Source organism: Neobacillus sp. DZ-9, from assembly GCF_059587065.1.
The window spans coordinates 170,028-195,310 of record NZ_JCAIOL010000002.1; the positions used below are offsets into that span (position 1 = coordinate 170,028).

The window sequence follows — 25,283 nt, forward strand, 5'->3', positions numbered from 1 at the left end:
GCCATTATTAACCACTTAAAGAATTTGTCCATGTAAGATACGGGATAAAATAAAAACAATTAACCCAAATATCAGTAATTTTACATGTTTTGATTTACTTTTTTTTTGTTCACTCTTCTTATTTTTCGTATCTATTATCCACATATTAATGACGCTAATAAACATAATTAAAACACCTAAGAATGCCATTAAATAAAATAAAAAATCTTTCATTAAAGAATTCATCTTTACTACTCCTATTTATTGTATTAAAGGATTCCATTTACTTCACTTTTATTCGTTTCCCAAAGCGAGTTAATTATCCCATATTGAACAAACCTGCCCCGTTAGTTTAATAAACAATTGACATTAAACTTAACATATCATAAAAAAAGACACCACTGGTTTTATAACCTATGAGTGTCTTTAGCGTCTACTTGTTTTCTTTCCGCTTTTTAGCTAATTCAGCTACAGCTTTAAATTGTGCATCCAACATCATTATTTCTTCAGGGCTTAGGTTTTTCCATTCCTCGATGTCGAAGAAACCTAATTGTTCCAGACCATAATTTTTAGCAAGTTTGGTGATTTCTGCCAGGGAATCAAATGTAATGTTTTTATCTTTGGGCTCAATTCCGTACATTTGCAGGAGCGTGTCTGGGTCTAATACTACATATCCCTTTGGATCATCAGTTCTTCCATGGAGGTAATCTGTCGTAACTTCATAAAAATCTGCAAGCCTTGTGAGAGTCTCTGAATCAGGTTCCCTATTCCCTGATTCGTACCCAGAGAGAGTATTGTTTTTAACACCGATTTTGTCGGCAACAAATTTTTGCTGATATCCACTTTTCTCTCTTAAATGCTTCAATCGTTTCCCCATTATTTCACTCACTGGATACACCTCCTAATATAATGATTTTATCCTAAATTCGCATATTCGATATATAATTTCGCAAAATGAGAATAATTATGTTGACATTCGCGAAATGAGAAATTACTATAAAGGTAGTTAGTTCGCAATATGCGAAATTGAGGTGAAACGATGGATGCAAAAGTTGGTCAAATTGCTCGACAAATTAGAATCGAAAAGGGAATAAAGCAAAAGTTTGTAGCAAAAAAACTTGGCTTTAAAACTGCTTCAAGCTATGCAGATATTGAAAAAGGTCGAAGGAATTTGACTGCTGAAAAAGTTCCGTTACTTGCAAATGCTCTTGGCGTACCAATTGAAGCACTTTTTTTTGATGATAAAGTTCGCGAAATGAGAAACGGAATTAATACTGCATGAGATCTTAGTATCCCCAAGGTTGTCAAAACATAGCAGACAATCAGCTTCTCATACACATTAATAAGGAGGCGATCAAATGATTAAGGTGCCAGCTCACAAATTAGCCAAAGCCGTTGAAAAACATTTATTGCCTGGATTACTTAGACATTTAGCAGAACAACAAAGAACCCAGCAGCAGGAAAATAAAAAGAGTTCTTGAGGAGGGATGAAAGTGAATAAAAATGTTCGCCGTATTTCTTACTACACAAAAAAGGTTGCTCAACTTGGATCTGTTCATCCAACAAAAAGAAATGATTCCTGGTATAAACGTGCAGCAAGATTAAGTTGCTATAAAAAAGCAATGCAAGAACAATTTTAGCAGAGGCTTAGTCCTCTAAATTTTTTAGCCAAATGGCGAAAAAACACGATGAAAAGTTGTTCTAACTTAAGGAGGTGGTTCATACGGGGTACATCGCATTTGCTCTTATGTTTTTTTCAATAGCATTGGCTTTATTTTGGGCAGGTGATAAATGGCTTCTAGGAGGTGATAAACGTGCAAATTAGTAAAGAGCTTTTAGCTTATGTTTCAGACGGCGATTTCCACACAAAATTGGATGCTGTCGAGTATTCTACAAACCTTCGTGAAGTAGTAACTGTCGGATATATATTGGAACACCATGAAAACTAATTTATTTGTTTCATAGCTTTAGAGGAGGAGAGATGGATGGATAGGAAAACACTTGAATATATGGAAGCCAGGGTTGATTTAGCGAAGAACATAATCCGTGAAATCGATGAACTAAAAGCGAATGTTCACAAGATTAATGATGCAGAAAGAATCATCTTTTATAGTGTTGAACACAATGTAAACATTGTTGAGCAAAGAAATGACCTTTTGGAAGAGGTAATTGCGGCTTACATCGGAGCAGCAGAAGCAGAAATCAAACGGCTAGAACAAGAATTGGCTTAATTATAGGAGGTTTAATCGTGGAAATAAAATTCATTTCTTTAAATCTACAAAACTACAAATCTCACAGAGACCTTGAAGTTAAGTTTGGCGACCTGACCAAGATCTCTGCAGACAATGCAAAAGGAAAATCCACTGTTGTGGAAGCCCCTTGTTGGTTATTTTACGGCACAGATGCCTTTGGAAGCAAGATGGACCCGACACCAATAACTTATGCAGCTGATGAAACTTTAGTACAACTTCATTTAATGGTTGATGAAAAACAATTACTACTAGGCCGGGGACTTAAGAAAGGCAAAGCGACCTACTACATAAACGAGGTCCCTAGCAAAGCAAAAGAATTCACTGATGTAATAGAACAATTATTTGATAAAGACTTATTTATGTCTCAATATAATCCGTCATATTTTCCTTCTCTTCATTGGGAAAAACAGCGTGAATTGCTTTTAAGGTATGTTATGTCTCCTGTAAGCAAAGAAGTCTTAAAACAACTTCCAGAAGCCCAACGAGAGGTATTGGAACGTAATCTAAAAAAACATAGTTTAGATGATTTAGAGAAAATTCATAAGGACAATAAAAATAAAAAGGACAAAGCCTATATTGCCGCACAAAGTCGCACCAAGACATTAAAAGAGCAGTTGGAGCAATTATCTGAGGAAAAACTTGATATCGACTCCATTAAAGCTGAGTTAGGGCAATTTGATAAAAAAGTTCGAGAACTTGAAAGCCAAATGGATGCGGCGTTTGAAAAGAACCAGGCTTTTAATAATCTGCAGTCGCAGATCTGTAACCTTCAGGACCAAATTGAAATGTCAAAGGAAAGATGGCCGGCACTTAAAAATGAAGCAATTGAAGATACTTGCCGTACTTGCAAACGTCCGCTAGATGAAGAATCAGTTGAGGCTGTAAAGGTAGATAAGGAACATCGTATGGCTGAATACAAAACTAACCATAATGGACTAGTCAAAAAGCGTGATGAATTAAGAGTCCAACTTGCCGCATTGGAATACATCGATGTAACCGAATTAAGAGAGCAGATTAAAGAAATCGATGAAAAAGGGCAGCCATTAAGACTAGCGATGCAGGATTATTCCAGATACCAAACCCTTGATACACAAGTAAAATCTGCCGAAGCTGATGAAAATGCTACTCTCCAAGATTTAAAAGCTAGTATTTTCATCCTCGATAGTATCAAAGCTTTTAGGGCAAAAGAGGCAGAACTACAAGCCGAAAAAGTACAAGCCGTGTTTACAACCTTGTCTGTCCGTCTCTTTAAACAAAACAAAGGGGATGGGGAATACAAACCTGACTTTGAAATTGAATTGGATGGTAAAGGCTATCAAAGGCTTTCACTTTCTGAGGGCATTCGTGCCGGCTTGGAACTAAGAGATGTACTTTCACAGCAAAGCTGCTTAATTACTCCATGCTTTGTTGACAATGCCGAATCCATTACTAGCTTTAAACAGCCAAATGGCCAGTTGATTATTAGTCGAGTTGTTGCTGATCAGGAATTAAAGATTGAGGTGAGCAAATGAAAAACGGGAAAAGACCTACTCGAAACCAAAAGAAGATTTTCTTAGAAGCAGGACTAAACCCAATGAATTGGTTGATTGTAAAAAAACAACATGACCAAATGCTTATTGTTCACCGAGAAACCGGAGAAATGAAAACGATTTTAATATAGGGGGAAAAAGATTATGTCAAAAAACCAATTAGCAGCATTACCATTAACACCACAAATCACAGAAGCATTTGCTCCACAAGTTTTAGAAGTAATTCGCACATCTATTGCTCCTACAGCAACGGACACGGAATTCTTATTGTTTGCTCATAAAGCAGCTTCTTATGGTCTGGATCCTTTCAAAAACGAGATTTTCTTTATTAAGTATGGGAATACTGCACGGATTCAATTTGCTGCTGAAGCATATTTAGCAAAAGCCCGGACAATGGAAGGATTCCAGCCACCAGATACTCAGATGGTCCATGAGAATGATGAATTTAAAATTGCGATGAACAAGGAAACAAAGGAAATGGAAGTTGTTCTCCATGAAATAGGCTTTCCAAGAGGGAAAATCATCGGTGCCTATTCCATCGCCTATAGAGATGGCCATCGCCCTGTAACAGTCATTATGGATATTGAAGAGGTCGCCCATATGTTTACCGGCCAAAACAAAGATAACTGGAACAAGTGGACTTCAGATATGTTTGGTAAACATGTACAGCAACGTGCTTTAAAACGCCAATACGGTCTTGAATTTGAGGATGAAACCATTGCCAATAGCGAGCCTGAAAACACCATTCCTGAGTACAAACCACAGCCACAGCAACGAAAAGATATAACACCTAATCAAGATGTAATTGATGCACCACCACCAAAACAGGACGATGAGGCATCCAATATCAAAACCATGCGCTCATTGATTGCAAACAAGTTTAAACATCTAGGAATTGATAAGGACGGACAAAAGGAATATATGGAAAAGAATATTCCTAATTTCAAAGGCACTCTTTCTGATTATGTTGCATTAAATCATCTGCTGGATATGAATATCGAAATGCAGGAAGCTCAAGCGGCTGATGGCGATTTATTGGAGTAAGCCATGAAAGTCGATATCTTAGCATCTGGTTCGGGGGGCAATTGCATTGCTCTCCGGTCCAATCAAACTACTATTCTTGTTGATGCCGGTATTGCCAAAACCAAAATTGAAAAGCGTCTCCTGGAAGTCGGGATCCGTGTTGATTCAATAGCAGCCATCTTTATCACGCATGCACATTCTGATCACGTTAAAGGATTACCATTGGCCAATAAATATAGAATTCCAGTTTATGCAGCTGAAGGTGAGTGGAAGGTCATAAAAGGTGTGGATGAAGATTTACAAAGGCCAATCAAAGCTGGTAGCGATATTAATTCCGATGATTGGTATATTGAATCATTTAAAACGCACCATGACGCTCATGATCCAATTGGATACGTCATAAGCGACTATGAAGGTCAAAAATGTTCAATATGTTTGGATACCGGGCGAGTAGATCCAGACATGTTAGCTGCTATGGAGTATTCAAATATCTACATTATTGAAGCTAATCATGAACCGAACATGGTGGAGGTATCGGACTATCCAAACAGCGTTAAAGCAAGAATACTATCCCATATCGGCCACTTAAGCAATGAGCAGACGGCAGAAGCTCTTTCTAGGCTCATATTGGGTGTGGGAGAGCAAATATATCTTACGCATCTTTCAAGCAAAAACAACATGCCTGCGCTGGCAGAAATGACGGTAAAAAGGGCATTAACCAATAAAGCATTAAGGGCTGGCACACATTATAAGATTCAGGTGGTTTAATGACCACAGAAAAAAATGAACGGATGATTACTCATGGCAAACCCTCAAATTGAAAAAGGACACACCAGGATTGCTAATGAGATTTTAGAACATATCTCAAAAACCAATCTCAACGGCACACAACTTCGAATAGTCTTGGTTATTTGGCGTTATACTTATGGATTTCAACGTAAGCAACATGAGTTATCAAATGCTTTTATTGCCCAAGCAATCGGAGTAAACCATAGGTTTATCGTTATAAGAGAGCTTACAACATTATTAGAGCGCAAGATTATCAGTGTCGTTGGGAACGGTTCAAGGGGGACCAAAATTTTGAAGTTTAATAAGAATTATGAAGAATGGCGTGACCAGTCACCAATTAGTGACCAGTCATCACTAGTCACTAATCAGATACCAGAACTAGTCACTGATTCGTTACCAGTACTAGTCACTAATCAGATACCCAAGAAAGAAAATATTAAAGAAAATAATAAAAAAAATACTCGTCAACAAACAACGTATGACGAGGGAAGCTCTTATTTTAAAATGGCTACTTATTTTTTTAACAGAGTTTCAAGGGTAGCAAAAGAAGCAGGCGTAGAACACCTCCTTAAAAAAGCTAATCTACAAAAATGGGCCGATGATTTTAGAAAGCTTATTGAAATAGACGGAGTGGACAAGCATTTAGCAAAAGCGGTTATGGATTGGGTTACAACAGATGAATTCTGGAAAACGAATGTTTTATCCGCCAAAAAGCTTCGAGAGAAATTCAGTGAGTTGGCCATAAAAATGAAAGCGACCAAAAGGACTAAGCAACCACAAACACACCAACCGAACTTTCGAAATAAAGACATCGAATTCCAACGATGGGTCCAGGAAGGGAATGATCCAAATGATTTTGATTGGGGAAAATGATATTGCAGTTGAGCAATCCGTCCTAGGTGCTGTCTTATTGGATCCTAATGTTTTGGATGACATTGTATTTCTTGAGGACAGGGACTTTTCTATCGAAAGGCACCGGTCCATTTATAAGGTTATGAGATACCTAGAAAAGAAGGGACAGCCAGTTGATTTAATAACCGTTACTAATGCAATCGTGAAATTCGGGAATATAGAGGATTTAGGTGGAGTATCCTATCTTTCTCAATTGGCTGCATCTTGCCCAACAACAGCTAATGTAGAACATTACGCTATAATTGTTCGCTCAAAAGCTATGGAACGACGGACAAGGAATATGGGCGATATCATTTCTGGTATGTCTAGGGATGACTTTGAATCGGATGAGGAATATTTCGCTAGTATCGAAGCATTAGTTTCTGAACTGAGGCCGAATGATACTTCAAAAATGAGAAGCTTTAGTGAAATGAGAGATATCTATTTCAAGCATATAAGAACTCCAGCACAATACATTAAAACGAATTTTGAGCAATTTGACAATTGGGCTAAAGGGCTATGGAGAAAATGGTTGTTCGTTTCGGCCGGCAGACCATCAGTTGGAAAGACAGCTTTACTCTTACAAAGATTGCAAGGAGCTGCCCTGCAGAATAAGGGTGCTGTTATTCTATTTTCTCAGGAAATGAGTAAAGAACAACTTATTGACCGATGGATATCCAGTGCAACAGGAATCAGCTACCAAAAAATTAAACATAAAAATTTAAGCCAAGAACATTTAGATCAGATTGAAATAGCTTACGAATTATTTGAAGACTTGCCGTTATACGTTCAGGATTCTGCAGGAGTAACCATCGAAGAAATTAGAGCTACTGCGAAACAAATCAAAAAGAAGCATGGCCGTCTTGCAGTAATAGCAGTCGATTACCTTCAAATCATGAAGATACCTCAGAAAAAAGGTGAAAGCCGTTCATCAGCTATAGGGAACGTCACTGGTGAGGCTAAACGAATAGCAATGGAGTTAGATTGTTGCTTTATCATGTTATCTCAAATGTCCAGAGATTCAGAGAAGTTTGCAGCTAGACCCCTGCTTTCCCACTTAAAGGAGAGTGGTTCAATTGAGCAAGATGCTGATGTTGTTGAGTTTCTTTGGCACGATCCTAATGATACTGAAATGGGTGGGAAAGTTATTCAACAAACCTTTGCCAAGGGAAGAGACACAGGACTTAATGAGTTTCGCTTATTGTTCCAAGGATGGAAACAACACTTTACTGAATTGCCAAGTAAGTGAAGAGGAGGGCTTGGAAATGATGGATGAAAATTACTTGAAAAAAGGTGAATGGATTCAAATCGTTGCGAAACATTCACTGGGTGGTTATGTAGGATTCATTGATGAATATGATTTTTGGAATTCCAAATATAGAGTAATCATTACAACAACTCCAGTCGGCAAACGGTCCGAGGGGAGACTATGGATTGATGAGCAAAAAATAGTTTCCATCGATGAGGTTAGACACGAAGAGGATTTAAACGACTTGATTGATTTGGCACTAGATGATAAAGACAGGGAATATTTCATTGAACTTTCATCCCAGCTAGCCTTAGTGAATTTTTGAAGAAAAGGGAGACATAAGGAGGAATTAAGATGAACTGTGAAAATTGGGCAATTGAAACAATAAAGCAAGTTGTAAATGCTGAAAACAGCCCTAATTTAATACATGCGACAATTAAACAAATTATTGAATCTTACGAAGCTATGAAAGAAGTTTAGGGAGAGACGTATGAAGATATTAAATTTATATTGTGGAATCGGTGGAAACCGAAAATTATGGGGAAATGAACACGAAGTAACAGCAGTGGAGTTTGATGAAAATATTGCTAAGGTTTATAAAGATTTGTTTCCTAATGACAATGTAATTATAGGAGATGCACACCAATACTTACTCGATCATTTTAAAGAGTTTGATTTTATATGGGCGAGTCCCCCGTGTCAGACTCATAGCAGTTTTAGACAAAATATCGGTGTGAGATTTAGAGGGGTAGATCCAGTATACCCAGACATGAAATTGTATCAAGAAATTATATTCCTGCAGTACAATTTCGAAGGTAAATGGGTAGTGGAAAATGTTAATCCTTATTACAAACCCTTAATTGATCCTAACGTTGAATTAGATAGACATAAATTTTGGTGCAACTTTGACATTAAAGAAACTGAGTTTGTTAGGCCTAAATTGAGGTCAGCTCAAATACCACAATTGCAAGAAGCGTATGGGTACGATTTATCCGAATATAAATTACCAAATAAAAGACAAGTGTTAAGAAATTGCGTTTTGCCAGAGGTAGGAAAACACATATTAGAAGCAGCTGTTTGATGCACCCTACGAAACAAATGTGTCTTTGATTTAAATTTTGATTTAGTGTGTCTCTAAGAATAGGTAAAGGTGGTTTTTAAATGGACCTATCAAAAGCTGCCGTTGAACAACTCTATGAAATTGCTAGAAATGAAAATATTAGATTATTAGAACGGTATGCAGCTGCAAGAGAATTGCAGAGGAGGAGGGAAAAGGATGCGCTTTGTAGGAATAGATCCATCAACGAAAACAGGGTTCGTTGCAATTGATCAAGGTGGACAAGTCGTCCGGGCAAAAGATCTCACTGGTGTTGGCTCCGAGGACCCGCGAAGGATGACTACACTCATTGATGAAATAATAGCCCATGTTAAGCCCGGCGACTTAATCTGTATAGAAGGTTTTCCCTATGACACGCAACGGGCCATGTTTGCTGGAGGACTGCACCATGGTATTAGAAACGAATTATTCAAGAGAAAACTTCCCTATTATGAAGTTGCCCCTAATGCAGTAAAAAAATTCGTGAACGTTTCCGGATGGACTGGTGAAAAGGGAAGTAAGGTGCGTTTAACCGGTACCCAAAAGAAAAGAGAAGTCATGAAAGCAGTTTATGATCATTATAACTTTGAGCATAAGAGTGACAACGTTGTAGATGCTTACATATTGGCTCAAATTGCTCAAGAAATTTGGATGGAACAGAATGTATTCCGCTTATTGCTGCAATACCAGGCTGAGGTTATTCAATCAATCCTTGAACCTCAAAAAAAGAAGGCTAAGTAATATGGGCAGCTGGAAGAAAGAACGTCCCAAACAGCTAAGAAAAGTCGCCTATGCATTGACTAAGTCTACTTTAAAAATAGTGATTGATGATCACGAGAGCCGGGGTTGGGTAAAGGCCAGTGAAGTGAAAAAGCATGGATATGGGTTTGGCTGCTTAATGATTTGGCCAATAGAGGGTGATAAATTATGATTCCTGTCGTTACAAAAGGAGATTTAACACAGCTGAGTGATAAACGACAAAAGAAGATCTGCAGCTGTAAGCCAGTGTGCAAGGAATTCTTTACCTTTACCAATGATGAAGATTTTATCCTTTGTGCAAATGATGCGAAGGAGTTTGCTTTTCGAATACTGGAATTAAAAGGTGTAGTTACAGAAAAACGGGCGTTTCCAAAAAGTAAATACGGTTGGACAACAGAGCAAGAGCGTTTCGTCATTAAGTACCTCAAAGAGGAAAATTGTATTGGCGAAAATGGAAAGGTCAAGGTCGGCACCTACGCACTTGTAGGAGAAATGTTGGACAAAACTAGGGCTGCAGTTAAAGATAAAGTGAATCATTTAAGAAGGGCTGGAAGGCTATGAATCTAGTGAAATTGTTTGAAATGCAAAAAACATTGGATGATCACATTTTGGACGAGCATCCAGAACTAAAAGGGCAAAACAATTTGGATTGGAAAATCCTTGCGCTGCAGGTTGAATTAGGCGAGTGTGCTCAAGAATGGCGAGGATTTAAGAAGTGGAGTAAAAACCAAGAGCCAAGAACGTTTGCTACACGAATTCCTGCCATGATGGAGGAGGATAAGGAGTATTATAATCCACTCCTCGAAGAATACGTGGATTCCCTGCATTTTATTTTATCAATTGGGTTGGAGTTGCAAGTTAAAGAAATCAAAATCGCATCCATTTTAAAAGAAAATTTAATTGAGCAATTCAACGGATTGTTCAATGCAATTTCACTATTAGCTTTTGGATTTAAGGACAATTATGATGCTGTTATTTCTGCTTTCATTGGTCTAGGGGAAATGCTTGGATTCACCTGGGAACAAATCGAACAAGCTTACCTAGAAAAAAATGAAGTAAATCACCAACGCCAGGATAAAGGCTATTAAGAATAAAGGGAGAGATTAAATCATGCAATTAACAGTTAAAGCACATTTCAATAAACAAACAAAAGATAGCAAGAAGGAGCTCATCCAGTTTTACGTTAAGGGTGAAGATGAAAAAAAGCCAGAAATCAATCAATTAACTCGAGAAGTAGTTGAGCTGCAAATTGATGGAGTGGACCAAAAGCTTACCTGTGAATTTAGTAAAACCACTAAGGACAGTAAGAAAACAGTTTTAGAGTTTATTGTTAAAGGTGACACATCTGCAGACCAATCTTACAATTTCTATAAGAAAGCCGGTTCCGATGTTACTTTAAACATTGTGGAATCTCAAATGAGCCTCGAGGAGTTTTATGATGACAAAGAGCATGACGGAATTGAGTATAAGGTCGATAAGGACGGTACTGCCTCTGTCACTCCGAATCAGCTGACATTAGACGATGTTCCAGATGAGGATTCATTTGCCGATGAAAGCGACCTATTAAACTAGAAAAAGCCCCGGGGAATTCCTGGGGTTCCTTAAAGGGTGTGGGAATATGAGTTTTGAATTACCTGAACTAGATAGAAAGGCTACCCAGGCTAAGGTAGAAGAACATCTTGAAAGATACCGTCTATTTAAATACCTCACCTTTGAGGAAAGGGAAGCTTCAATTACCTCTAGTAGCACACCAAGATATCATGGAGCAACCAATCTAACAAGCGACCAAACTGGATCCATAGCTATTCACAATGTGGATGAGCAGGAAAAAAGAAAGCAGTTTTGTGAAAGAATTGAAAGAGCTGTTAACCGCTTGCCGAAAATGGAACGGTTTTTAATTGAGGAACGATACATGTCTGATGACAGCGAATATATAACAGACTACAAAGTTTATTGCCATAGATTCCAGCCACCCATAAGTGCAATGACATATGCTAAAATTCGTTGGAAAGCATTCTATAGGCTGGCATTAAACCTAAATATTGCAATTACTAAAGTAAATGAAAAAGCCACTGAATAGTGGCTTTTATTTAGTTTTCTTGTTTAAAAAACGAATATAGTCATCTAATAATTTCTGAGCTTCATCATTAATTTCCATTTGATATTTATTACAAACTGAAATAATTTTTTCTTCATTAGGGAAATTAGTTGAATCTCTGACTATTAAACTTCTTAATTCATTTCTTAATTCGTATTCTTGTGTTTCATTTAATAATTTAAAAATAAAACTATCATAATAGTCCCAGGTGATATAACGATTATACGTATCTAAGGCTTTTGTTAATTCTGGATAATCTATTTCCAAGGAATTTATTAGGTTTTCAACGTGTTTTTTATAATTATTCATTTCTTTTTCTGGAATTCCTCCGAATCTACCTTGAAATGTTAAATTAGTAATTGAAGTCCAAATTAAAGGTTTTGCGACTTCTTTCAACTGTTCAATACTTGCATAAGCTTCCTCTACCGTCTTTCTTAGCTCAGCCTGAACCCCAGCTGCACTGAAACTCTGAAATTTGTCCAAGTTTAAAAAAATTACAGATATAGCACCAGCAGCAATAGCTAACCCCATTTCTGTTGGCTTTCCTATATAACCAAAATAAAATGATGGCCCCATTACACAAACCAAAGTCAATATATGTTTAAAAACATTAAGCAAATTACCTCTCCTCCAAAATTGGAATTGTTATACCATTCTCTATTAATATAACAAAAAATTAGTAAAATTTTAGAAATTATTTTTAAGAAAAAAAGAAAATTAATTTATGTCATTTGGTGAAAATACTGTTAAATTTATATCATCGGGAAATAAGGGACAACCTTATAAGTTCCTTTTTGTTTCCTAATAATGCAGGAAAATATCTCCTTTTTGTTGAAATCGTTAGAATGCGAGGAGATGAGAAAAATGGTAAGAGTTCATTTTCATGAAAGTTATATTTTAGATGGTAATAGTTATGATATCGAAAATTCCTTAATGGTCCGATTTATCGAAGATTTTCTTAAAAGTGCAAATAATTTGGACTTAGAGAAATTAACAGATCTTTATTTTACTAACGACTATAATAAGGAGATAGGTGAGTTTAGTTTTAAACATAAATTGAATTTTAAACCTACTAATAATGAATACGGTCAAGGATTCGCTGTAGCATTAGGTTATTTTGATGAAAATCAAGTACCAAAGTCAGCTATTTTTTTTCATAATTATATTTCTGTTTTATTTTATATGATAAATATTGCCCCTGAGCCATTTGGTAGTAAGTCTGTAAATCAAATTTTTAATACAATATATCACGAATTAGTTCATATTCATGATGAAAAGATTTTTTTGAGTTTAATTAATACCTTGGAATATAGTCAAATTAGTTTATATAGAAAAGTTCATGATTTATGGGGTGAATATTATGCACATCATGAATCAGCGAAAATGTATCCATTTAATAGTATTGACGAAATTAAAAACAGTGTTGCTGAAAATATCAATCATATAAATAATAATTCTAATGCATACACTGGAATAACGATGTTATGTAGGAATATTGGTGATTTACATGGAATGAAAAACGAATTGTCGGACGTTATGGTCCATGACAATGAAACTGAATACTATTTTAGGCTTGAAAAAGTATTAAAAGTTTTATTTAAGAAATATCCTGAGTGGGAAACTATCCAAGAATTAAACCCTCTAATATTATTTATTAATTAACTATGTTTAAATTAAAGCATCCTTAGGGTGCTTTATTTAGTGTCACAAAACATTAACAACTGATAATAGGCTGTTGAAATCTTTTGTCGAATACTTCCAGTAAAGGAGGAGATATTTTGACAAAACTAATCACAGTCGAAAGAGCAAAAGAAAAAATAAAAGAGCTGCAGCATTTTGTCGACCTGGTTGAGTCTTATCCAACCGACACACCAGAAAGGCAAGTCATTAAGGAATATGCACTGACCAACAGCATTATCAAGGTGACAAAGAAGCTAAACCTCGATAGGGAGTTTGTTACCGCTGTGATAAAGAAAAAAGGTGGGGATGACCTGCATAAGATCATGCGGTCAGGATATATGTCAAAGACCAAATCGAATAGACACCGCTAATATTAAGCATCCTTTTGGGGGTGCTTTTTTAATGCGATAAAATAGGAATGCTTGTTCGTCCTCTACGTAGAGTACAGTAAAAATTATTCCTTCATTATATGCAAAAGTGCTAAAGAAAACTATAAAGAAAACTATAAAGAAAACTATAAAGAAAACATACTAGCAAATTACTTTGCTAGGTTAATAGATTTTTTAAACATCTATTAAAGCAGGTGTTTTTATTTTGTCTAAGAAGGTGATGGCTTATGAAATTCGCTGATCATTTAACTCCAGAACAAAAACAGCAGCTTAAGAGTAAGTCACTTAAGAAGAAGGAAGAGAAGGTTAACTGGAAAGAAATCATGGGTATGAATCGGGATAGATATGAAAGAAGGAATGGAGCTGTGAGGAGGAAATAGTACATCTAAAAATTACAATTTTTTGCAGGATTATGTCTTTTTTTGTCAAACATAATATGATGAAAGGAGATGCGAAAATAAAATGGTTAAAATATTAAATGGAAGTTGGCAAAATGCGTCAGTAACAAAAGGGTTTTCTTACATTTGTGGATACTGTGGAGCAACAGCAGGTCCATCTTTAGTTTATTATTGTAATTATAGAAATCCTAAAGGTGTTGCAATAACTCACGCAGAAATATTTATCTGCCCAACGTGTAATAAACCAACATTTATTACAAAAAGATTTGTTGATCAGCCTTCCGAACAAACTCCAGGACCAAGATTAGGTAACGATATTGAATATTTACCTGTTGAAATTGAGCAGTTGTATAACGAAGCGCGTAATTGTATTTCTGTAAATGCATTCACTTCATCTATCTTATCCTGCAGGAAATTGTTAATGAATGTTTCTGTAACTAAAGGCGCTCAACCAGGAAAGAGTTTTGCATCTTACGTTAATTTTCTAGAAGAAAACCATTTTATACCTCCAAACAGCAGAGAGTGGGTAGACCATATTAGAAGTAAGGGTAATGAGGCAACACATGAAATACCTACTATGAGTAAAGATGATGCTATAGAATTGTTAGACTTTACAGAGATGTTATTAAGATTTGTTTATGAAATGCCTGGAAAAATGGTAAGACATAAAAGGTAATTTAAAGCACCAACTTTGGTGCTTTTTAATTTGGAGTGAAAACAATGCCCAGTTAAACCTAAACGATTCTGTAATAAACCAGGGTGTCCTAAAACTACCAGTGACCGATACTGTGAAGAACATAAGGCGCTAAGGAACCAATATAAGCCTACAAGAAATAAAGAAAAAGCCAAGGCCCATGACAAGCAAAGAGGTTCAGCTGCTAAGCGTGGATATGATCATGAATGGCGCAAGTATCGAGAGGATTATCTCAAGCGCAATCAAGTGTGTGTGAAGTGCGGTGCGCCTGCTACTGTAATAGACCACATCATCCCACACAAGGGAAACAAGGGATTGTTCTGGACGAGGTTTAATCATCAAAGTTTATGTGCCTCATGTCACTCGAGAAAAACTGTTCATGAAGATGGAGGATTTGGAAACCAAATAAGATAAAATAATAAAAAGATAAGATAATAGAATAGGAGTTTTATTTATGAATATTAGGACAAAGGCTTGCCCGGTTTGTGGTAAACACTTCTCTTATACAATCGGTAAAGGAACCGACAGAAAACATTGTTCTGATGAGTGCCGAATGCAGCATAAAAGGAAATTAGCCAATGAACGATTAAAAACTTATTCGGAATGTAAAACAGATGGATGTAATAATCCAGCAAACCGTGTGAAGTATGGTTTATGTGAGACTTGCTATTATAGATTAAGAAGAACAGGTACAACTAAAAAACAAAAGCCTTTATATAAATGTGTAACACAAGCTGGTTATATAAAGCTAAATATTCCTAATCATCCTTTATCAGATAGTTATGGATATGTATATGAACATAGGAAAGTACTATATGATATATATGGTAATGGCAAACAGGAATGTTATTGGTGCGGAACTGAATTAGATTGGGATGCCGTAGTAATAGATCATCTTAATGAGAACAAGCAGGATAATGCTCCTACTAATCTTGTTATTAGTTGCAACAATTGCAATCGTGCAAGAGGAGCTATGCTTCCTTTTGTTGCAAGGATAAAGCCAGAGTCATTTGATACATTCATTAATAGATTGAAAGAGTATCATGACCGTAAGACAGCTACTGAAGATGGCGGGTTTGGTCGAAGCAATGTCGAATAATGGGATTCTTTAATTGTGTGTAAATTTGAAACAATTTAAGGGTAGGGGGGTCAAAATCCTCCCCAGTTTACTATAGACCGCGATTTCCCCCAATTTACGCAGGATTTTTTCGCAAAATAAAATTTTTCCTAGGGAGAAGGTGAAAACTCATGGCAGGAAGAGGCAGCAAACCAGTCCAATTGATTAAATTGGAAGGCAATAAGGACAGACGGACTAAAGCGGAGTTGGCCCATCGGGAAAAGATTGAGAAGGCTCTTTACACTGGAACGAGCTTTAAAGAATCGCCTGCTGTGAAGTCAGATCCGATTGCTCATAAGGAATTTTTAAGACTGAAGAAGCTTTATAAGAACATTGAATATGTGGATGGCTTGGATGAACAAATCATTAATCGATATTGTATGTTGATCAGCCAGGAACAATCCTTGCAAAAACTGATGTTCAGCATGAATGAGGACATAGAATCAATGGAAGAAGCCAATGACCGTCTGGCCCTGTATAAAAACATTGCTTCCATGACTTCTAAGCTGAATCAAATGAGAGGTATGATTCTTAAATTGGAAGATAGACTCTTCCTTAATCCGACTGCTAGGGTGAGAGCAATACCTAAAACCCCACCTGAAAAAGGTGAAAAAAGTAAAATGTCCTCTTTCTTAAACAAAAGGGGTGTAGGCAATGGCTCATAATCCGAATAGGGCGCTGGAAGTCATTGAGTTTATACAGCTGCTAAACCTTACTGACGACTTCTACGGCCAACCTTTTGTGCTTCAAAAATGGCAGCATGATGTTCTGTGGGATGTTTATGGCACCGTTAACGAACGTGGTTACCGGCAATATCGATATGCTTATTTGGAAATTCCGAAAAAGAATGCAAAAACCACTACCATTGCGGCGCTATCCATTTTTCATTTAACTTGCGATCCACCTGGAGGGCAAATTTATTGTTGTGCAGCAGATAAAGAGCAAGCAAGCTTAACCTATCGAGCTGCTAAACAAATGATTGAGCAAGATGACGAATTAGCATCCATTTTAAAAGTAGTGGACAGTAAGAAAGAAATCATTAATGAGCAAACGGGTACATTTTTAAAAGTAATGTCCGCAGAGGCTTTTACAAAGCACGGTATAAACCCAACTGTCGTTATATTTGACGAATTACATGCTCAGCCTAACCGGGATTTGTGGGATGTAATGACTTTCGGTTCCGGTGCTGCCCGTAAGGAACCTCTTTATTGGGTCATCACGACGGCTGGAGACGACCCCGACAAAAAATCTATTGGCTGGGAACAGCATGAATATGCTAGGAAAATTTCCATTGGAGAAATCGAGGACCCATATTGGTATGTAAGGATATATTGTGCCCCAGAAAACGCTGATATTTTCGATGAAAAAACATGGTATATGGCTAACCCATCATTGGGAGTAACCATCGAAATTGAATCTGTCCGTCAGGAGGCTATTGGAGCTAGGAATGACCCGGCAAAAGAGAAGCTTTTTAGATGGCTAAGGCTTAATCAGTGGGTTGCTTTAAAGTCTGTCGGATGGTTGCCATTAACTTTATGGGATACCACCGTTAAAAAGATTAATAAAAGGGAGCTCCTTGGAAAGCGTTGTTATCCGGGGCTAGATTTGTCGTCCACAACGGATCTGACTGGCTTAACACTTTTATTTCCTCCTCAAGAAGGGCTTGATGATTGGTACTTTTTTAGTGAAGGATGGATTCCAGAGGATAAGATGAATGAGAAAATCAAGCGCGATAAAGTTGCTTATGATAAATGGGTAAATGATGGCTTTATGCATGCTACCCCGGGCAATGTGATCGATTATGAGTTTGTCGAAGCGCGGATTATCCAATATAGCAAACAATTTGAGTTTGTCACCCTTGGAACTGACCCATGGAACAGCCGAATGTTGACGCAAAGATTGATGAATCAGGATGTCGAAGTGCTTGAAATCCCTCAAACGATGTCAGGGATGTCTCCTGGAATGAAGGAAATTGAACGGCTATTAAGGTCGAATCACATGTATCATGAGGAAAATCCTGCTGCTAGATGGTGTTTTGGTAATGTTCATATCGCTGTAGATGGCAATGAAAACATAAAACCAATGAAAAATAAGTCAATTGATCGGATTGACTTAACAGTTTCTCTAATAAATGCGATGGCGGTAGCGGTTAAAATGGAGCAAATTGACACACAATCTGTTTATGAAAAACGCGGAATGCGTTCTCTACTGTGAGGAGGTGAAAAATTTGAAGTTTACTGACCGATTGCGATTGGCATTTTCACCGAAAAATGCTCTTTACGATGTATTAGAACAGTATGCTAAAGACTTTTTAGCCGGTGAAGATGTTCCAACCGAGAGTACAGCGCTTTATGGAGGATCTGCATTAAAATTAACCTCTGTTTTTGCTTGTAATAGAGTGTTAGCTGAAACATTAGCGAGTTGCCCTGTCAGTTTGTATGAAAAAGACGAAAATGGAAACCGAAAACAAGTAAGTTCGAATGCAGCAGAATTATTAAGATATGCCCCTAATCCTGATATGACTCCAGTCCAATTTAAAGAGAGTGGAGCGACTAATATCAATTTAGGTGGCAATTTTTTTGCCCAAAAGGTAAAAAATTCATTAGGGGATATCGTTCAATTACGGCCCATTCCATGGAATCAGGTCAGTGTCGAATTCAATTCTGAGACTAATCGACTTGAGTATGAAGTGGGTGGCAAAACTTATACAAGAGCTGATATTTTGCATATTCCTGGATTATCATTTGATGGCTACATCGGTGTCACACCTATTACTTATGCCCAAAGTGTCCTAAAGATTGGCCGAAATCAAGATGAATTTACGAATAATTTTTATAACAATGGTGTTCAAACTTCAGGTGTTTTTGAATATCCGAATGAATTGAAGGACGATGCTTTCAAACGATTGAAAGAGGATATTAAAACGAATTATCAAGGGTTAAAAAAGTCTGGAACACCTCTTATTCTCGAAGGTGGTGCAAAATTTAGAGAAGTCTCTATGAAACTTTCAGATGCACAGTTTATTGAGAGCAAGAGATTTACAGTCGAGGATATTTGTAGACTGTTTCGGGTGCCTCTTCATTTGGTCCAGGACTTGAGTCGGTCCACAAATAACAATATTGAGCATCAAAGTCTTGAATTCGTTATGTACACTATGTTGCCGTGGTTTAAACGATGGGAAGAGAATTTCAACTTGCAGTTGCTTACTACTGAAGATAAGAAACTAGGTAGATATTTCGAGTTTAAGATTGATACTCTCCTTCGTGGTGATGCTAAAACAAGGGCTGAGGCCTATGCAACCGGCAGACAATGGGGATGGCTATCCGTTAACGATATTAGACGCATGGAAAACATGAATCCTATCCCTAATGGCGATATTTATCTACAACCAAGCAATATGTTTGAAGCTGGAATGCAACCTCAGGTGAAAGCTCATGCTCAATTGGTTGAAGAAATATATAACATGATGAAAGAAAGGGGTGAGAATATTGCCTAAGTTTTGGAATTTCGTGCAAAACTCAGCGACTGAAGAGGTTGAGCTCCGAATTGATGGTGACATTAAGATGGAGCAAGATTTTTGGGACATGCTTTTTGGAATTGAGAGTTTCACGGCAAAAGGCTTTATTGCCAGCCTAAAAGAGTACAAGAATCAGAATTTAACAGTGTGGATTAACTCTTATGGCGGCGAAACTTATGCTGCTTCTTGTATTTATACAGCTCTTAAAGAGCACACAGGCAAAATTACAGCCAAAATAGATGGAGTTTGCATGTCTGCTGCAAGTGTAATTGCGATGGCTGCTGATGAGATACACATGTCCCCAACAGCCATTATGATGATCCATAATCCATGGCTTGGTGGACGAATTCAGGGTGAAGCTAAAGATTTTAGACACTATGCTGATATTTTGGATGAAATTAAAAACACCATTATTACAGCATATAAGTCCAAAACTAAAAAATCAGAGGAAGAAATAAGTGCCCTTATGGATGAAGAAACCTATATGGGTGCAAAAAAAGCACTTGCTGAAGGCTTCATTGATAATATTCTTTACCAAGAAGATGATGGCACCGAACCAGTGAATAATTTCGCGTTTTCCGGTATCAAAGTGCAAAATACCTTATCTCAATCCACTAAAAAGTTTTTTACCGAGTTTTTAGAGCGTTCAAAACAATTTAATAAAAACAATAATCCACAGGAACCTGTTAATACAGCAGAAAAGCCTGTGGATTTTAATTTATATAAAAATTTATTGCTCAATATTGAGAGGAGAAAGAAAATATGGACTTAAAATTAATGTTAAAAAACAAACTTGATCAGCAATCTTTATTAGTAAAATCTGCTGTTGATGCCGGCCGAGCGATGACAGCTGAAGAGCAAACTCAATTTGATACGCTCGAAACGGATATTAAGAACCTAGAAAAAACCATCGAAGCGCAGGATAAAGTTGCGAAAGCTCAAGCAGCTGCACAGCAACCGGCGCCAGGTTCAACTATTATTGTTCCTGATAAGCCTTTTGCTCAGCCAAAAAATCCTGATGATAACAAATGGAAAAATCTTGGTGAGTATTTGCAGGCAGTTAAAAATGCGTATATGCCGAATGGTTCGATTGATAACCGGTTATCCATTCAAAACGCGGCAACAGGTCTTAGTGGAGGCATTTCGTCAGAAGGTGGATTCTTGCTTGATAATCAATTTATTGACGGATTGCAGCAAGCGATGACTGCTGAATCACAGTTGGCCAAATTAATTAAGGCAATTCCGATTGGTGACAACACAAACCGATTAAAAGCACTAGGTGTGGATGAGAACTCCCGTGCGAATGGTTCAAGATGGGGTGGCGTACAATCTTACTGGGTAGCTGAAGCTGACACAGTAACAGCCTCCAAACCTAAGTTTCGAGACATTGATATGAAGTTAGAGAAATTAATGGCTCTTTGTTATACAACTGATGAGTTGTTACAAGACGCTACTGCTTTAGAAGCAATCATTAAACAAGCTTATGCCGAAGAAATGGCATTCAAAGTAGATGATGCAATTTTGAATGGTGATGGCATTGGTAAACCTATCGGTATTCTGAATTCCGGAGCATTGGTCACACAGAATAAAGAAAGTGGTCAAGCGGCAGGAACAATTGTCCACGGTAACATCACTAAAATGTGGCAAAGACTTGTTGCTCGTAGCCGTTCAAATGCCTTTTGGTTCATTAACCAAGAATGTGAAGGGCAATTGACTGATATGACCTTTACGTCGGGTGGAAATACTATGCTTTCTCCATACGCAGATGAGTATGTAAAAAAGGGTACGATTAAAAATCGTCCTGTTATCACTATTGAGCAAGCATCTAGTTTAGGAACAGTAGGAGATATTGTTCTTGCAGATCCAAGCCAATATATTGGAATCGATAAAACAAAAGCTCAATCGGATGTTTCTATCCACGTTCGTTTCTTGTATGACGAGTCAGTGTTCCGTTTTATTTATCGTTTCAACGGTCAAACGTACCGTACAGCACCAATTACACCGTTCAAAGGTACAAATACCCTTTCAAGCTTTGTTGCATTACAAGCAAGATAATAAAGGCGGATTCGTCCGCCTTATTTTAATGATAAAGGAGAATGGAAATGAGAACTTTACCTGAAAAATATAATATTGTTCAAGCAGCTCAACCACAAACTACAAATGTTGCAATTAATAGTAAATATGTCAGCTTAAAAAATGCCATTGTTGCATTTGTAGTCGTTCATTTGACTCAAGCTGTTGGTCATGCGACTCAAATTTCTTTATTTCAAGCGCAGGATGTAGGTGGCACGAATGCCAAGGCTCTTGCCAGTGCTGTTCCTATTTGGGCTAATGAGGATGCAGCAGCTACTGATCAATTTGTCCGCCAAGCTGACGGGGTATCCTATGCTGTTGCTAATACAGTCAAAAACAAGACAGTTGTTTTCCAAATTGAACCGAACAAACTTGATATCAACAATGGATTTACAAGCTTACAAGCAAGAATCGGAGCGAGTGGGCAAGTAACCAACTTTGCATTCATTGAAATTATTGTGGACAACAAATATGAGCAAACAAATCCACCAAGTGTTTTAGTGAACTAATTAAAGGAGGCCTTTTTGGTCTCCTTTATTATTATTTGGAGGTGGCAAAATGCCTCTTACGACTAATGCTTTAACTACAATCGAAGCTGTCAAATCTTTTATACCCAATACTCAAGATGCTGATGAGCCTATACTTGAGGATTTAATTAATGCTTGTTCTTCTATAATTGAGACCTATTGTGAAAGAAAATTTAAAGAACAAACATATACAGATGAGGAATACGACGGTACCGGCACAAAAAATATTCTTTTGCAACAATACCCTGTTAAATCGATAGGGGATGTGAAGCTTAATGGTGTGGTCTTAGATTCCAATCAATATAAAGTCAGGAAGTCCAATGGAACACTTATACGAGTAAATAATATATGGCCAAAAGATGATCTAAATCTTACTGTCACTTACACAGCTGGGTATAGTGAGATTCCATCTGACTTAGAATTTGCATGTCGGCTTTTTGTAAAAGCTTTTTTTAAAACAGATATTGCGGCGTTTTCCACAACTTTTGCTGATGGTATTGCTTTTAGAGCTGATGCTATTCCGGTGCAAGTCAAATTGATGCTACAGCCTTATAAGAAGGTGGTTTAACAATGCCTAGGAGAACACAATTATTAGAAAATGTTCGGGTTGAATTAAATATTAGTCCGGAATTAGAACGGTTGATGGCCCACAATGCTGAAATCATTCCTAATTCTGAAAAATTTGGGTTTAGGCGTGTTACTAAAGAAGGAAGCAAGCAAATTAAATCAAAAATTAGAAGTTTGGGTTTAAAACAATCTGGAGCCCTTGCAAAAAGCGTGAGGGGTTCGACAACGAACCGGAAATCCTTTATTGGGACCAAATCATGGTACGCCCATTTCTTAGAAGATGGAACACATCCCCATTTAATTAAACCTAAGAAAAAATGGAATAAAAAGTTTTTAAGAATTCCGATTGATGGAAAGATTATCAAAACTAAAACAGCCTTTCATCCAGGGATTAGGCCTTATAAATTTTTTGAAGGAACTTTTGACAATATGCAAAGTTCCGGACAGGTGGAAAGTCTATTCTCCCAAGGGGTACAAGAGGCGATAGAGAAGGTGCAAAATGGCGGTTGATTTAAATACGATGGCATCGCAAATACAAACGATTTTGGCATCGGTGCCAGGCATTGTTGCAGCTTACGATCATGAGCCTCAACAGTTAAACCATTTACCAGCAGCAACCTTATATTTTGATGGATTTATCGGAGAAGAAAATACAATCGGACGTCTGCAATATGGGTGGAAATGGACAATTAGAATTTATGTTCCGATATCTACAAGCGATATCAAGAGCCCGCAGATGACCATTAGAACATTAACAACGGAAACCATAAAAGCATTTAGACAAAACATTACCATAAACTATAGCTGTTTATTTTCAACTATTACAGATGGGGATATTTTCAATGTTTTAAATGCAAATAACCCGTTAATGGTTAGCGAAATAACCTTAATTGCGACAACCCAAGAATCAAGATAGGGGGATTAAATATGGAGTTGATTTATGTTGAAGAAGTAACAAAAATAATCCCAGGGTTTGGTGTATTTTCAAAGGGAGATCAAGCCGAATACAATGAAACCTTATTGGGAACTGGTTTATTTGAAGTAAAAGACGATAAAAAGAAAGTGGGTGTTGAATAGTGCCTATCGGATCATTGTCGCATGTCGGTTTAGGAAAAGAAACAACATTCGGAACACCAGTGGCAGCAACAGATTATATTCGTTTTGCTTCCGAAAATTTAAATGAAAATATCGAACAAATTAAAAATGAGGGAATCATGGGAATTGTGGATGAGGGTCCACAATACGAGGGGTTGCATTCTGTATCCGGGGATGTATCCGGGGATGTCTATCCAAATGTCATTGGGCATCTGTTGAGATCTGCATTTGGAGCCCCAACATCAACCCTAGTCGTTGCTGGAGCATATCAGCATGTTTTCACCCCTACACAGGCCAATTTCTCCAATGTTTGTGCCCTGCCTCCATATACATTTGAAGTTAATCGGGACATTGGGCAGGCATTCCAATACGCTGGTGGTGTCGTAAATGAATTAACTTTTAATATCGGATCTGATAAAAAAATTATGACATTCCAAGCGGCTATTATTGCTAAAGCCCTTGCATTAATCTCAAAAACTACTCCAACATTTGATGCCCAGGACCCTTTTGTTTGGAATCAAGCAGTAATTACATTTAATGGATCAGCTAACAACAACTTTTCAACCATTGAATTTGGAATTAAGAACGAATTAGAAGCAAAAGACACACTGGATGGAACCAGAAATATCAGCCGGATTTTACGTAATGGCAGAAGGAATTTTCCTGTAAAATTCAGCCTTGAATTATTAGATCAGACTGAATACAACTTATTTAAAGCACAAAATGAGGTAGCATTAAAAATTGAATTAACTGGTCCAATCATTACAGGTGCAACAAACTTTAAATTGACTATTGATGTTCCTAAATTTCATTTTAATGCCTTCCCAATTAACGTTGGAGGATCCGGTGCAATCACAGCACAGGTAGATGGAGTTGCAGAATACGATACTGCTCAATCTCTAGCAATGAAAGTAACGTTAGTAAATAGTAAAGCATCTTATTAATCTTTAAAACTATGAATACGAGAGGGGTAAATGTCAATGTTTGCAAAAAATAAACCAACTAAAAAACTGTTTTTTGGCGAAAACAATGAACATACTGTTATCCTGCAGCATCTGTCCAAAGGGGTAAAAGATCAGTATACAAGGGAATTAGCGGAATTATCGTTAGCCTTGAAAGGGGTAGATAAAACGGCTATAGAAAATAAGGATTTAAATGCAGTGCCGGATTCCATTGGGTCCGTATTGGAAAAAATCAATGAATTGGAATATTACAAAGTTGCAGAGGCCATTAAAGAATGGAGTGCAGAGGATCCAGTTTCAGTGGATACGGTAAAGGAATTAGACGATGAAATTTTTGACCAACTTGCAAAAGAAGTGGATCAAATGAACAAGTTAACTGAAAAAGAAAGAAAAAACTAATGACTGCCGTTTCTCAATGTATGGGGAACGGCAGTTATTCTAATGAATACTTGCATTTATTTTTTATGTGTAAAGAGTTCCGTTGTTTGCCCTATGCCGGCGGTTATTTAGAACAGCCTGCAATCTATATAGAGGCGTTTGAACTGGCCCAGGATGTTATTAACCAATATGAAGCCCAAGAACGCAAGAAAGGGGGCTAA

Annotated in this window: 42 protein-coding genes and 1 pseudogene; 40 read left to right on the forward strand and 3 right to left on the reverse strand. The window is 37.2% G+C overall.

The window, feature by feature from the left end; all coding sequences use genetic code 11:
* Positions 1-15: 15 nt before the first annotated feature.
* Both AC59HZ_RS05200 and AC59HZ_RS05205 read right to left on the reverse strand, forming a co-directional pair.
* Entirely contained in the window at positions 16-225 is a 210-nt protein-coding gene (locus tag AC59HZ_RS05200; protein ID WP_496544808.1) for a hypothetical protein, read from the reverse strand.
* Between the two features lie 187 nt (positions 226-412).
* Entirely contained in the window at positions 413-868 is a 456-nt protein-coding gene (locus AC59HZ_RS05205; RefSeq protein ID WP_496544809.1) for a helix-turn-helix domain-containing protein, read from the reverse strand.
* Positions 869-1,018: 150 nt separating this feature from the next.
* Between AC59HZ_RS05205 and AC59HZ_RS05210 the strand changes: the two genes are divergently transcribed.
* The 20 genes from AC59HZ_RS05210 to AC59HZ_RS05305 all read left to right on the forward strand — a co-directional run bounded on the left by AC59HZ_RS05210 (position 1,019) and on the right by AC59HZ_RS05305 (position 11,647).
* Complete coding sequence (locus AC59HZ_RS05210; RefSeq protein WP_496544810.1) at positions 1,019-1,261, forward strand: helix-turn-helix transcriptional regulator; 243 nt, start codon at positions 1,019-1,021, stop codon at positions 1,259-1,261.
* A 76-nt stretch (positions 1,262-1,337) separates the two neighbouring features.
* Positions 1,338-1,460, forward strand: coding sequence for a hypothetical protein (locus AC59HZ_RS05215; protein ID WP_496544811.1), 123 nt, complete (start codon positions 1,338-1,340; stop codon positions 1,458-1,460).
* Between the two features lie 12 nt (positions 1,461-1,472).
* Complete coding sequence (locus tag AC59HZ_RS05220) at positions 1,473-1,619, forward strand: hypothetical protein (RefSeq protein WP_496544812.1); 147 nt, start codon at positions 1,473-1,475, stop codon at positions 1,617-1,619.
* 174 nt (positions 1,620-1,793) lie between these two features.
* Complete coding sequence (locus AC59HZ_RS05225; protein WP_496544813.1) at positions 1,794-1,928, forward strand: hypothetical protein; 135 nt, start codon at positions 1,794-1,796, stop codon at positions 1,926-1,928.
* 36 nt (positions 1,929-1,964) lie between these two features.
* A complete protein-coding gene (locus tag AC59HZ_RS05230; protein WP_496544814.1) occupies positions 1,965-2,210 on the forward strand; it encodes a hypothetical protein in 246 nt (81 codons plus the stop codon).
* Between the two features lie 17 nt (positions 2,211-2,227).
* Positions 2,228-3,742, forward strand: a complete 1,515-nt coding sequence (locus AC59HZ_RS05235) for an AAA family ATPase (RefSeq protein ID WP_496544815.1) — start codon at positions 2,228-2,230, stop codon at positions 3,740-3,742.
* The gene (locus AC59HZ_RS05240) at positions 3,739-3,891 is read left to right on the forward strand and encodes a DUF6906 family protein (RefSeq protein WP_496544816.1); all 153 of its coding nucleotides are present in this window, start codon (positions 3,739-3,741) and stop codon (positions 3,889-3,891) included. The genes AC59HZ_RS05235 and AC59HZ_RS05240 overlap by 4 nt, the downstream gene beginning before the upstream one ends.
* 13 nt (positions 3,892-3,904) lie before the next feature.
* Positions 3,905-4,804, forward strand: coding sequence for a RecT family recombinase (locus AC59HZ_RS05245; protein ID WP_496544817.1), 900 nt, complete (start codon positions 3,905-3,907; stop codon positions 4,802-4,804).
* Between the two features lie 3 nt (positions 4,805-4,807).
* On the forward strand, positions 4,808-5,551 hold the full coding sequence (locus tag AC59HZ_RS05250) for an MBL fold metallo-hydrolase (RefSeq protein WP_496544818.1): 744 nt from the start codon (positions 4,808-4,810) through the stop codon (positions 5,549-5,551).
* Between the two features lie 33 nt (positions 5,552-5,584).
* Positions 5,585-6,445: a phage replication protein O gene (locus tag AC59HZ_RS05255; RefSeq protein ID WP_496544819.1), complete on the forward strand. Its 861-nt coding sequence runs from the start codon at positions 5,585-5,587 to the stop codon at positions 6,443-6,445.
* Positions 6,423-7,712: a replicative DNA helicase gene (locus AC59HZ_RS05260; protein ID WP_496544820.1), complete on the forward strand. Its 1,290-nt coding sequence runs from the start codon at positions 6,423-6,425 to the stop codon at positions 7,710-7,712. The genes AC59HZ_RS05255 and AC59HZ_RS05260 overlap by 23 nt, the downstream gene beginning before the upstream one ends.
* Before the next feature lie 16 nt (positions 7,713-7,728).
* Positions 7,729-8,037, forward strand: a complete 309-nt coding sequence (locus tag AC59HZ_RS05265; protein WP_496544821.1) for an IDEAL domain-containing protein — start codon at positions 7,729-7,731, stop codon at positions 8,035-8,037.
* Between the two features lie 29 nt (positions 8,038-8,066).
* Positions 8,067-8,192 (forward strand): hypothetical protein, encoded by a 126-nt coding sequence (locus AC59HZ_RS05270; protein WP_496544822.1) that lies wholly within the window; start codon positions 8,067-8,069, stop codon positions 8,190-8,192.
* Positions 8,193-8,202: 10 nt separating this feature from the next.
* Entirely contained in the window at positions 8,203-8,793 is a 591-nt protein-coding gene (locus tag AC59HZ_RS05275) for a DNA cytosine methyltransferase (RefSeq protein WP_496544823.1), read from the forward strand.
* Between the two features lie 195 nt (positions 8,794-8,988).
* On the forward strand, positions 8,989-9,549 hold the full coding sequence (locus AC59HZ_RS05280; RefSeq protein ID WP_496544824.1) for a RuvC family protein: 561 nt from the start codon (positions 8,989-8,991) through the stop codon (positions 9,547-9,549).
* Position 9,550: 1 nt separating this feature from the next.
* Entirely contained in the window at positions 9,551-9,739 is a 189-nt protein-coding gene (locus tag AC59HZ_RS05285; RefSeq protein ID WP_496544825.1) for a hypothetical protein, read from the forward strand.
* Positions 9,736-10,128: a hypothetical protein gene (locus AC59HZ_RS05290; protein WP_496544826.1), complete on the forward strand. Its 393-nt coding sequence runs from the start codon at positions 9,736-9,738 to the stop codon at positions 10,126-10,128. Before AC59HZ_RS05285 ends, AC59HZ_RS05290 begins: the two co-directional genes overlap by 4 nt.
* Before the next feature lie 20 nt (positions 10,129-10,148).
* Positions 10,149-10,655 carry a dUTP diphosphatase gene (locus tag AC59HZ_RS05295; RefSeq protein ID WP_496544827.1) on the forward strand — a complete coding sequence of 169 codons (507 nt, stop codon included), beginning with the start codon at positions 10,149-10,151 and terminating at the stop codon, positions 10,653-10,655.
* Positions 10,656-10,677: 22 nt separating this feature from the next.
* Positions 10,678-11,139, forward strand: a complete 462-nt coding sequence (locus AC59HZ_RS05300; RefSeq protein WP_496544828.1) for a hypothetical protein — start codon at positions 10,678-10,680, stop codon at positions 11,137-11,139.
* Between the two features lie 46 nt (positions 11,140-11,185).
* Positions 11,186-11,647 carry an ArpU family phage packaging/lysis transcriptional regulator gene (locus tag AC59HZ_RS05305; protein ID WP_496544829.1) on the forward strand — a complete coding sequence of 154 codons (462 nt, stop codon included), beginning with the start codon at positions 11,186-11,188 and terminating at the stop codon, positions 11,645-11,647.
* A 6-nt stretch (positions 11,648-11,653) separates the two neighbouring features.
* Here the strand turns inward: AC59HZ_RS05305 and AC59HZ_RS05310 are convergent, their stop codons facing one another.
* A complete protein-coding gene (locus AC59HZ_RS05310; protein ID WP_496544830.1) occupies positions 11,654-12,283 on the reverse strand; it encodes a hypothetical protein in 630 nt (209 codons plus the stop codon).
* A 246-nt stretch (positions 12,284-12,529) separates the two neighbouring features.
* Between AC59HZ_RS05310 and AC59HZ_RS05315 the strand changes: the two genes are divergently transcribed.
* The 20 genes and pseudogenes from AC59HZ_RS05315 (at position 12,530) to AC59HZ_RS05410 (ending at position 25,283) form a co-directional block, all read left to right on the forward strand.
* On the forward strand, positions 12,530-13,327 hold the full coding sequence (locus AC59HZ_RS05315) for a hypothetical protein (RefSeq protein ID WP_496544831.1): 798 nt from the start codon (positions 12,530-12,532) through the stop codon (positions 13,325-13,327).
* A 116-nt stretch (positions 13,328-13,443) separates the two neighbouring features.
* On the forward strand, positions 13,444-13,716 hold the full coding sequence (locus tag AC59HZ_RS05320) for a hypothetical protein (RefSeq protein ID WP_496544832.1): 273 nt from the start codon (positions 13,444-13,446) through the stop codon (positions 13,714-13,716).
* A 245-nt stretch (positions 13,717-13,961) separates the two neighbouring features.
* A complete protein-coding gene (locus AC59HZ_RS05325) occupies positions 13,962-14,114 on the forward strand; it encodes a hypothetical protein (RefSeq protein ID WP_496544833.1) in 153 nt (50 codons plus the stop codon).
* A gap of 82 nt (positions 14,115-14,196) precedes the next feature.
* Complete coding sequence (locus AC59HZ_RS05330) at positions 14,197-14,808, forward strand: DUF4145 domain-containing protein (protein WP_496544834.1); 612 nt, start codon at positions 14,197-14,199, stop codon at positions 14,806-14,808.
* Positions 14,809-14,868: 60 nt separating this feature from the next.
* Positions 14,869-14,961, forward strand: a pseudogene (locus AC59HZ_RS05335) (DUF8602 domain-containing protein); the annotation flags it as partial.
* Positions 14,962-15,078: 117 nt separating this feature from the next.
* Positions 15,079-15,240 (forward strand): HNH endonuclease, encoded by a 162-nt coding sequence (locus AC59HZ_RS05340; RefSeq protein ID WP_496544835.1) that lies wholly within the window; start codon positions 15,079-15,081, stop codon positions 15,238-15,240.
* A 40-nt stretch (positions 15,241-15,280) separates the two neighbouring features.
* A complete protein-coding gene (locus AC59HZ_RS05345; RefSeq protein ID WP_496544836.1) occupies positions 15,281-15,925 on the forward strand; it encodes a hypothetical protein in 645 nt (214 codons plus the stop codon).
* A 149-nt stretch (positions 15,926-16,074) separates the two neighbouring features.
* Positions 16,075-16,608, forward strand: a complete 534-nt coding sequence (locus AC59HZ_RS05350; RefSeq protein WP_496544837.1) for a hypothetical protein — start codon at positions 16,075-16,077, stop codon at positions 16,606-16,608.
* The gene (locus AC59HZ_RS05355; protein WP_496544838.1) at positions 16,598-18,157 is read left to right on the forward strand and encodes a terminase large subunit; all 1,560 of its coding nucleotides are present in this window, start codon (positions 16,598-16,600) and stop codon (positions 18,155-18,157) included. The genes AC59HZ_RS05350 and AC59HZ_RS05355 overlap by 11 nt, the downstream gene beginning before the upstream one ends.
* 13 nt (positions 18,158-18,170) lie before the next feature.
* Positions 18,171-19,439 (forward strand): phage portal protein, encoded by a 1,269-nt coding sequence (locus AC59HZ_RS05360; RefSeq protein WP_496544839.1) that lies wholly within the window; start codon positions 18,171-18,173, stop codon positions 19,437-19,439.
* Positions 19,440-19,452: 13 nt separating this feature from the next.
* The gene (locus tag AC59HZ_RS05365) at positions 19,453-20,232 is read left to right on the forward strand and encodes a head maturation protease, ClpP-related (RefSeq protein ID WP_496545342.1); all 780 of its coding nucleotides are present in this window, start codon (positions 19,453-19,455) and stop codon (positions 20,230-20,232) included.
* Complete coding sequence (locus tag AC59HZ_RS05370; RefSeq protein ID WP_496544840.1) at positions 20,223-21,515, forward strand: phage major capsid protein; 1,293 nt, start codon at positions 20,223-20,225, stop codon at positions 21,513-21,515. The genes AC59HZ_RS05365 and AC59HZ_RS05370 overlap by 10 nt, the downstream gene beginning before the upstream one ends.
* A gap of 47 nt (positions 21,516-21,562) precedes the next feature.
* On the forward strand, positions 21,563-22,042 hold the full coding sequence (locus tag AC59HZ_RS05375; protein WP_496544841.1) for a hypothetical protein: 480 nt from the start codon (positions 21,563-21,565) through the stop codon (positions 22,040-22,042).
* Between the two features lie 49 nt (positions 22,043-22,091).
* Positions 22,092-22,628, forward strand: a complete 537-nt coding sequence (locus AC59HZ_RS05380; protein WP_496544842.1) for a head-tail connector protein — start codon at positions 22,092-22,094, stop codon at positions 22,626-22,628.
* Between the two features lie 2 nt (positions 22,629-22,630).
* The gene (locus AC59HZ_RS05385; RefSeq protein WP_496544843.1) at positions 22,631-23,137 is read left to right on the forward strand and encodes an HK97 gp10 family phage protein; all 507 of its coding nucleotides are present in this window, start codon (positions 22,631-22,633) and stop codon (positions 23,135-23,137) included.
* Positions 23,127-23,543 (forward strand): hypothetical protein, encoded by a 417-nt coding sequence (locus AC59HZ_RS05390; protein WP_496544844.1) that lies wholly within the window; start codon positions 23,127-23,129, stop codon positions 23,541-23,543. The genes AC59HZ_RS05385 and AC59HZ_RS05390 overlap by 11 nt, the downstream gene beginning before the upstream one ends.
* A gap of 11 nt (positions 23,544-23,554) precedes the next feature.
* Positions 23,555-23,704 (forward strand): hypothetical protein, encoded by a 150-nt coding sequence (locus AC59HZ_RS05395; RefSeq protein ID WP_496544845.1) that lies wholly within the window; start codon positions 23,555-23,557, stop codon positions 23,702-23,704.
* Complete coding sequence (locus tag AC59HZ_RS05400) at positions 23,704-24,666, forward strand: phage tail tube protein (RefSeq protein WP_496544846.1); 963 nt, start codon at positions 23,704-23,706, stop codon at positions 24,664-24,666. The genes AC59HZ_RS05395 and AC59HZ_RS05400 overlap by 1 nt, the downstream gene beginning before the upstream one ends.
* A gap of 36 nt (positions 24,667-24,702) precedes the next feature.
* Entirely contained in the window at positions 24,703-25,083 is a 381-nt protein-coding gene (locus tag AC59HZ_RS05405) for a hypothetical protein (protein ID WP_496544847.1), read from the forward strand.
* Entirely contained in the window at positions 25,083-25,283 is a 201-nt protein-coding gene (locus AC59HZ_RS05410; RefSeq protein WP_496544848.1) for a hypothetical protein, read from the forward strand. The genes AC59HZ_RS05405 and AC59HZ_RS05410 overlap by 1 nt, the downstream gene beginning before the upstream one ends.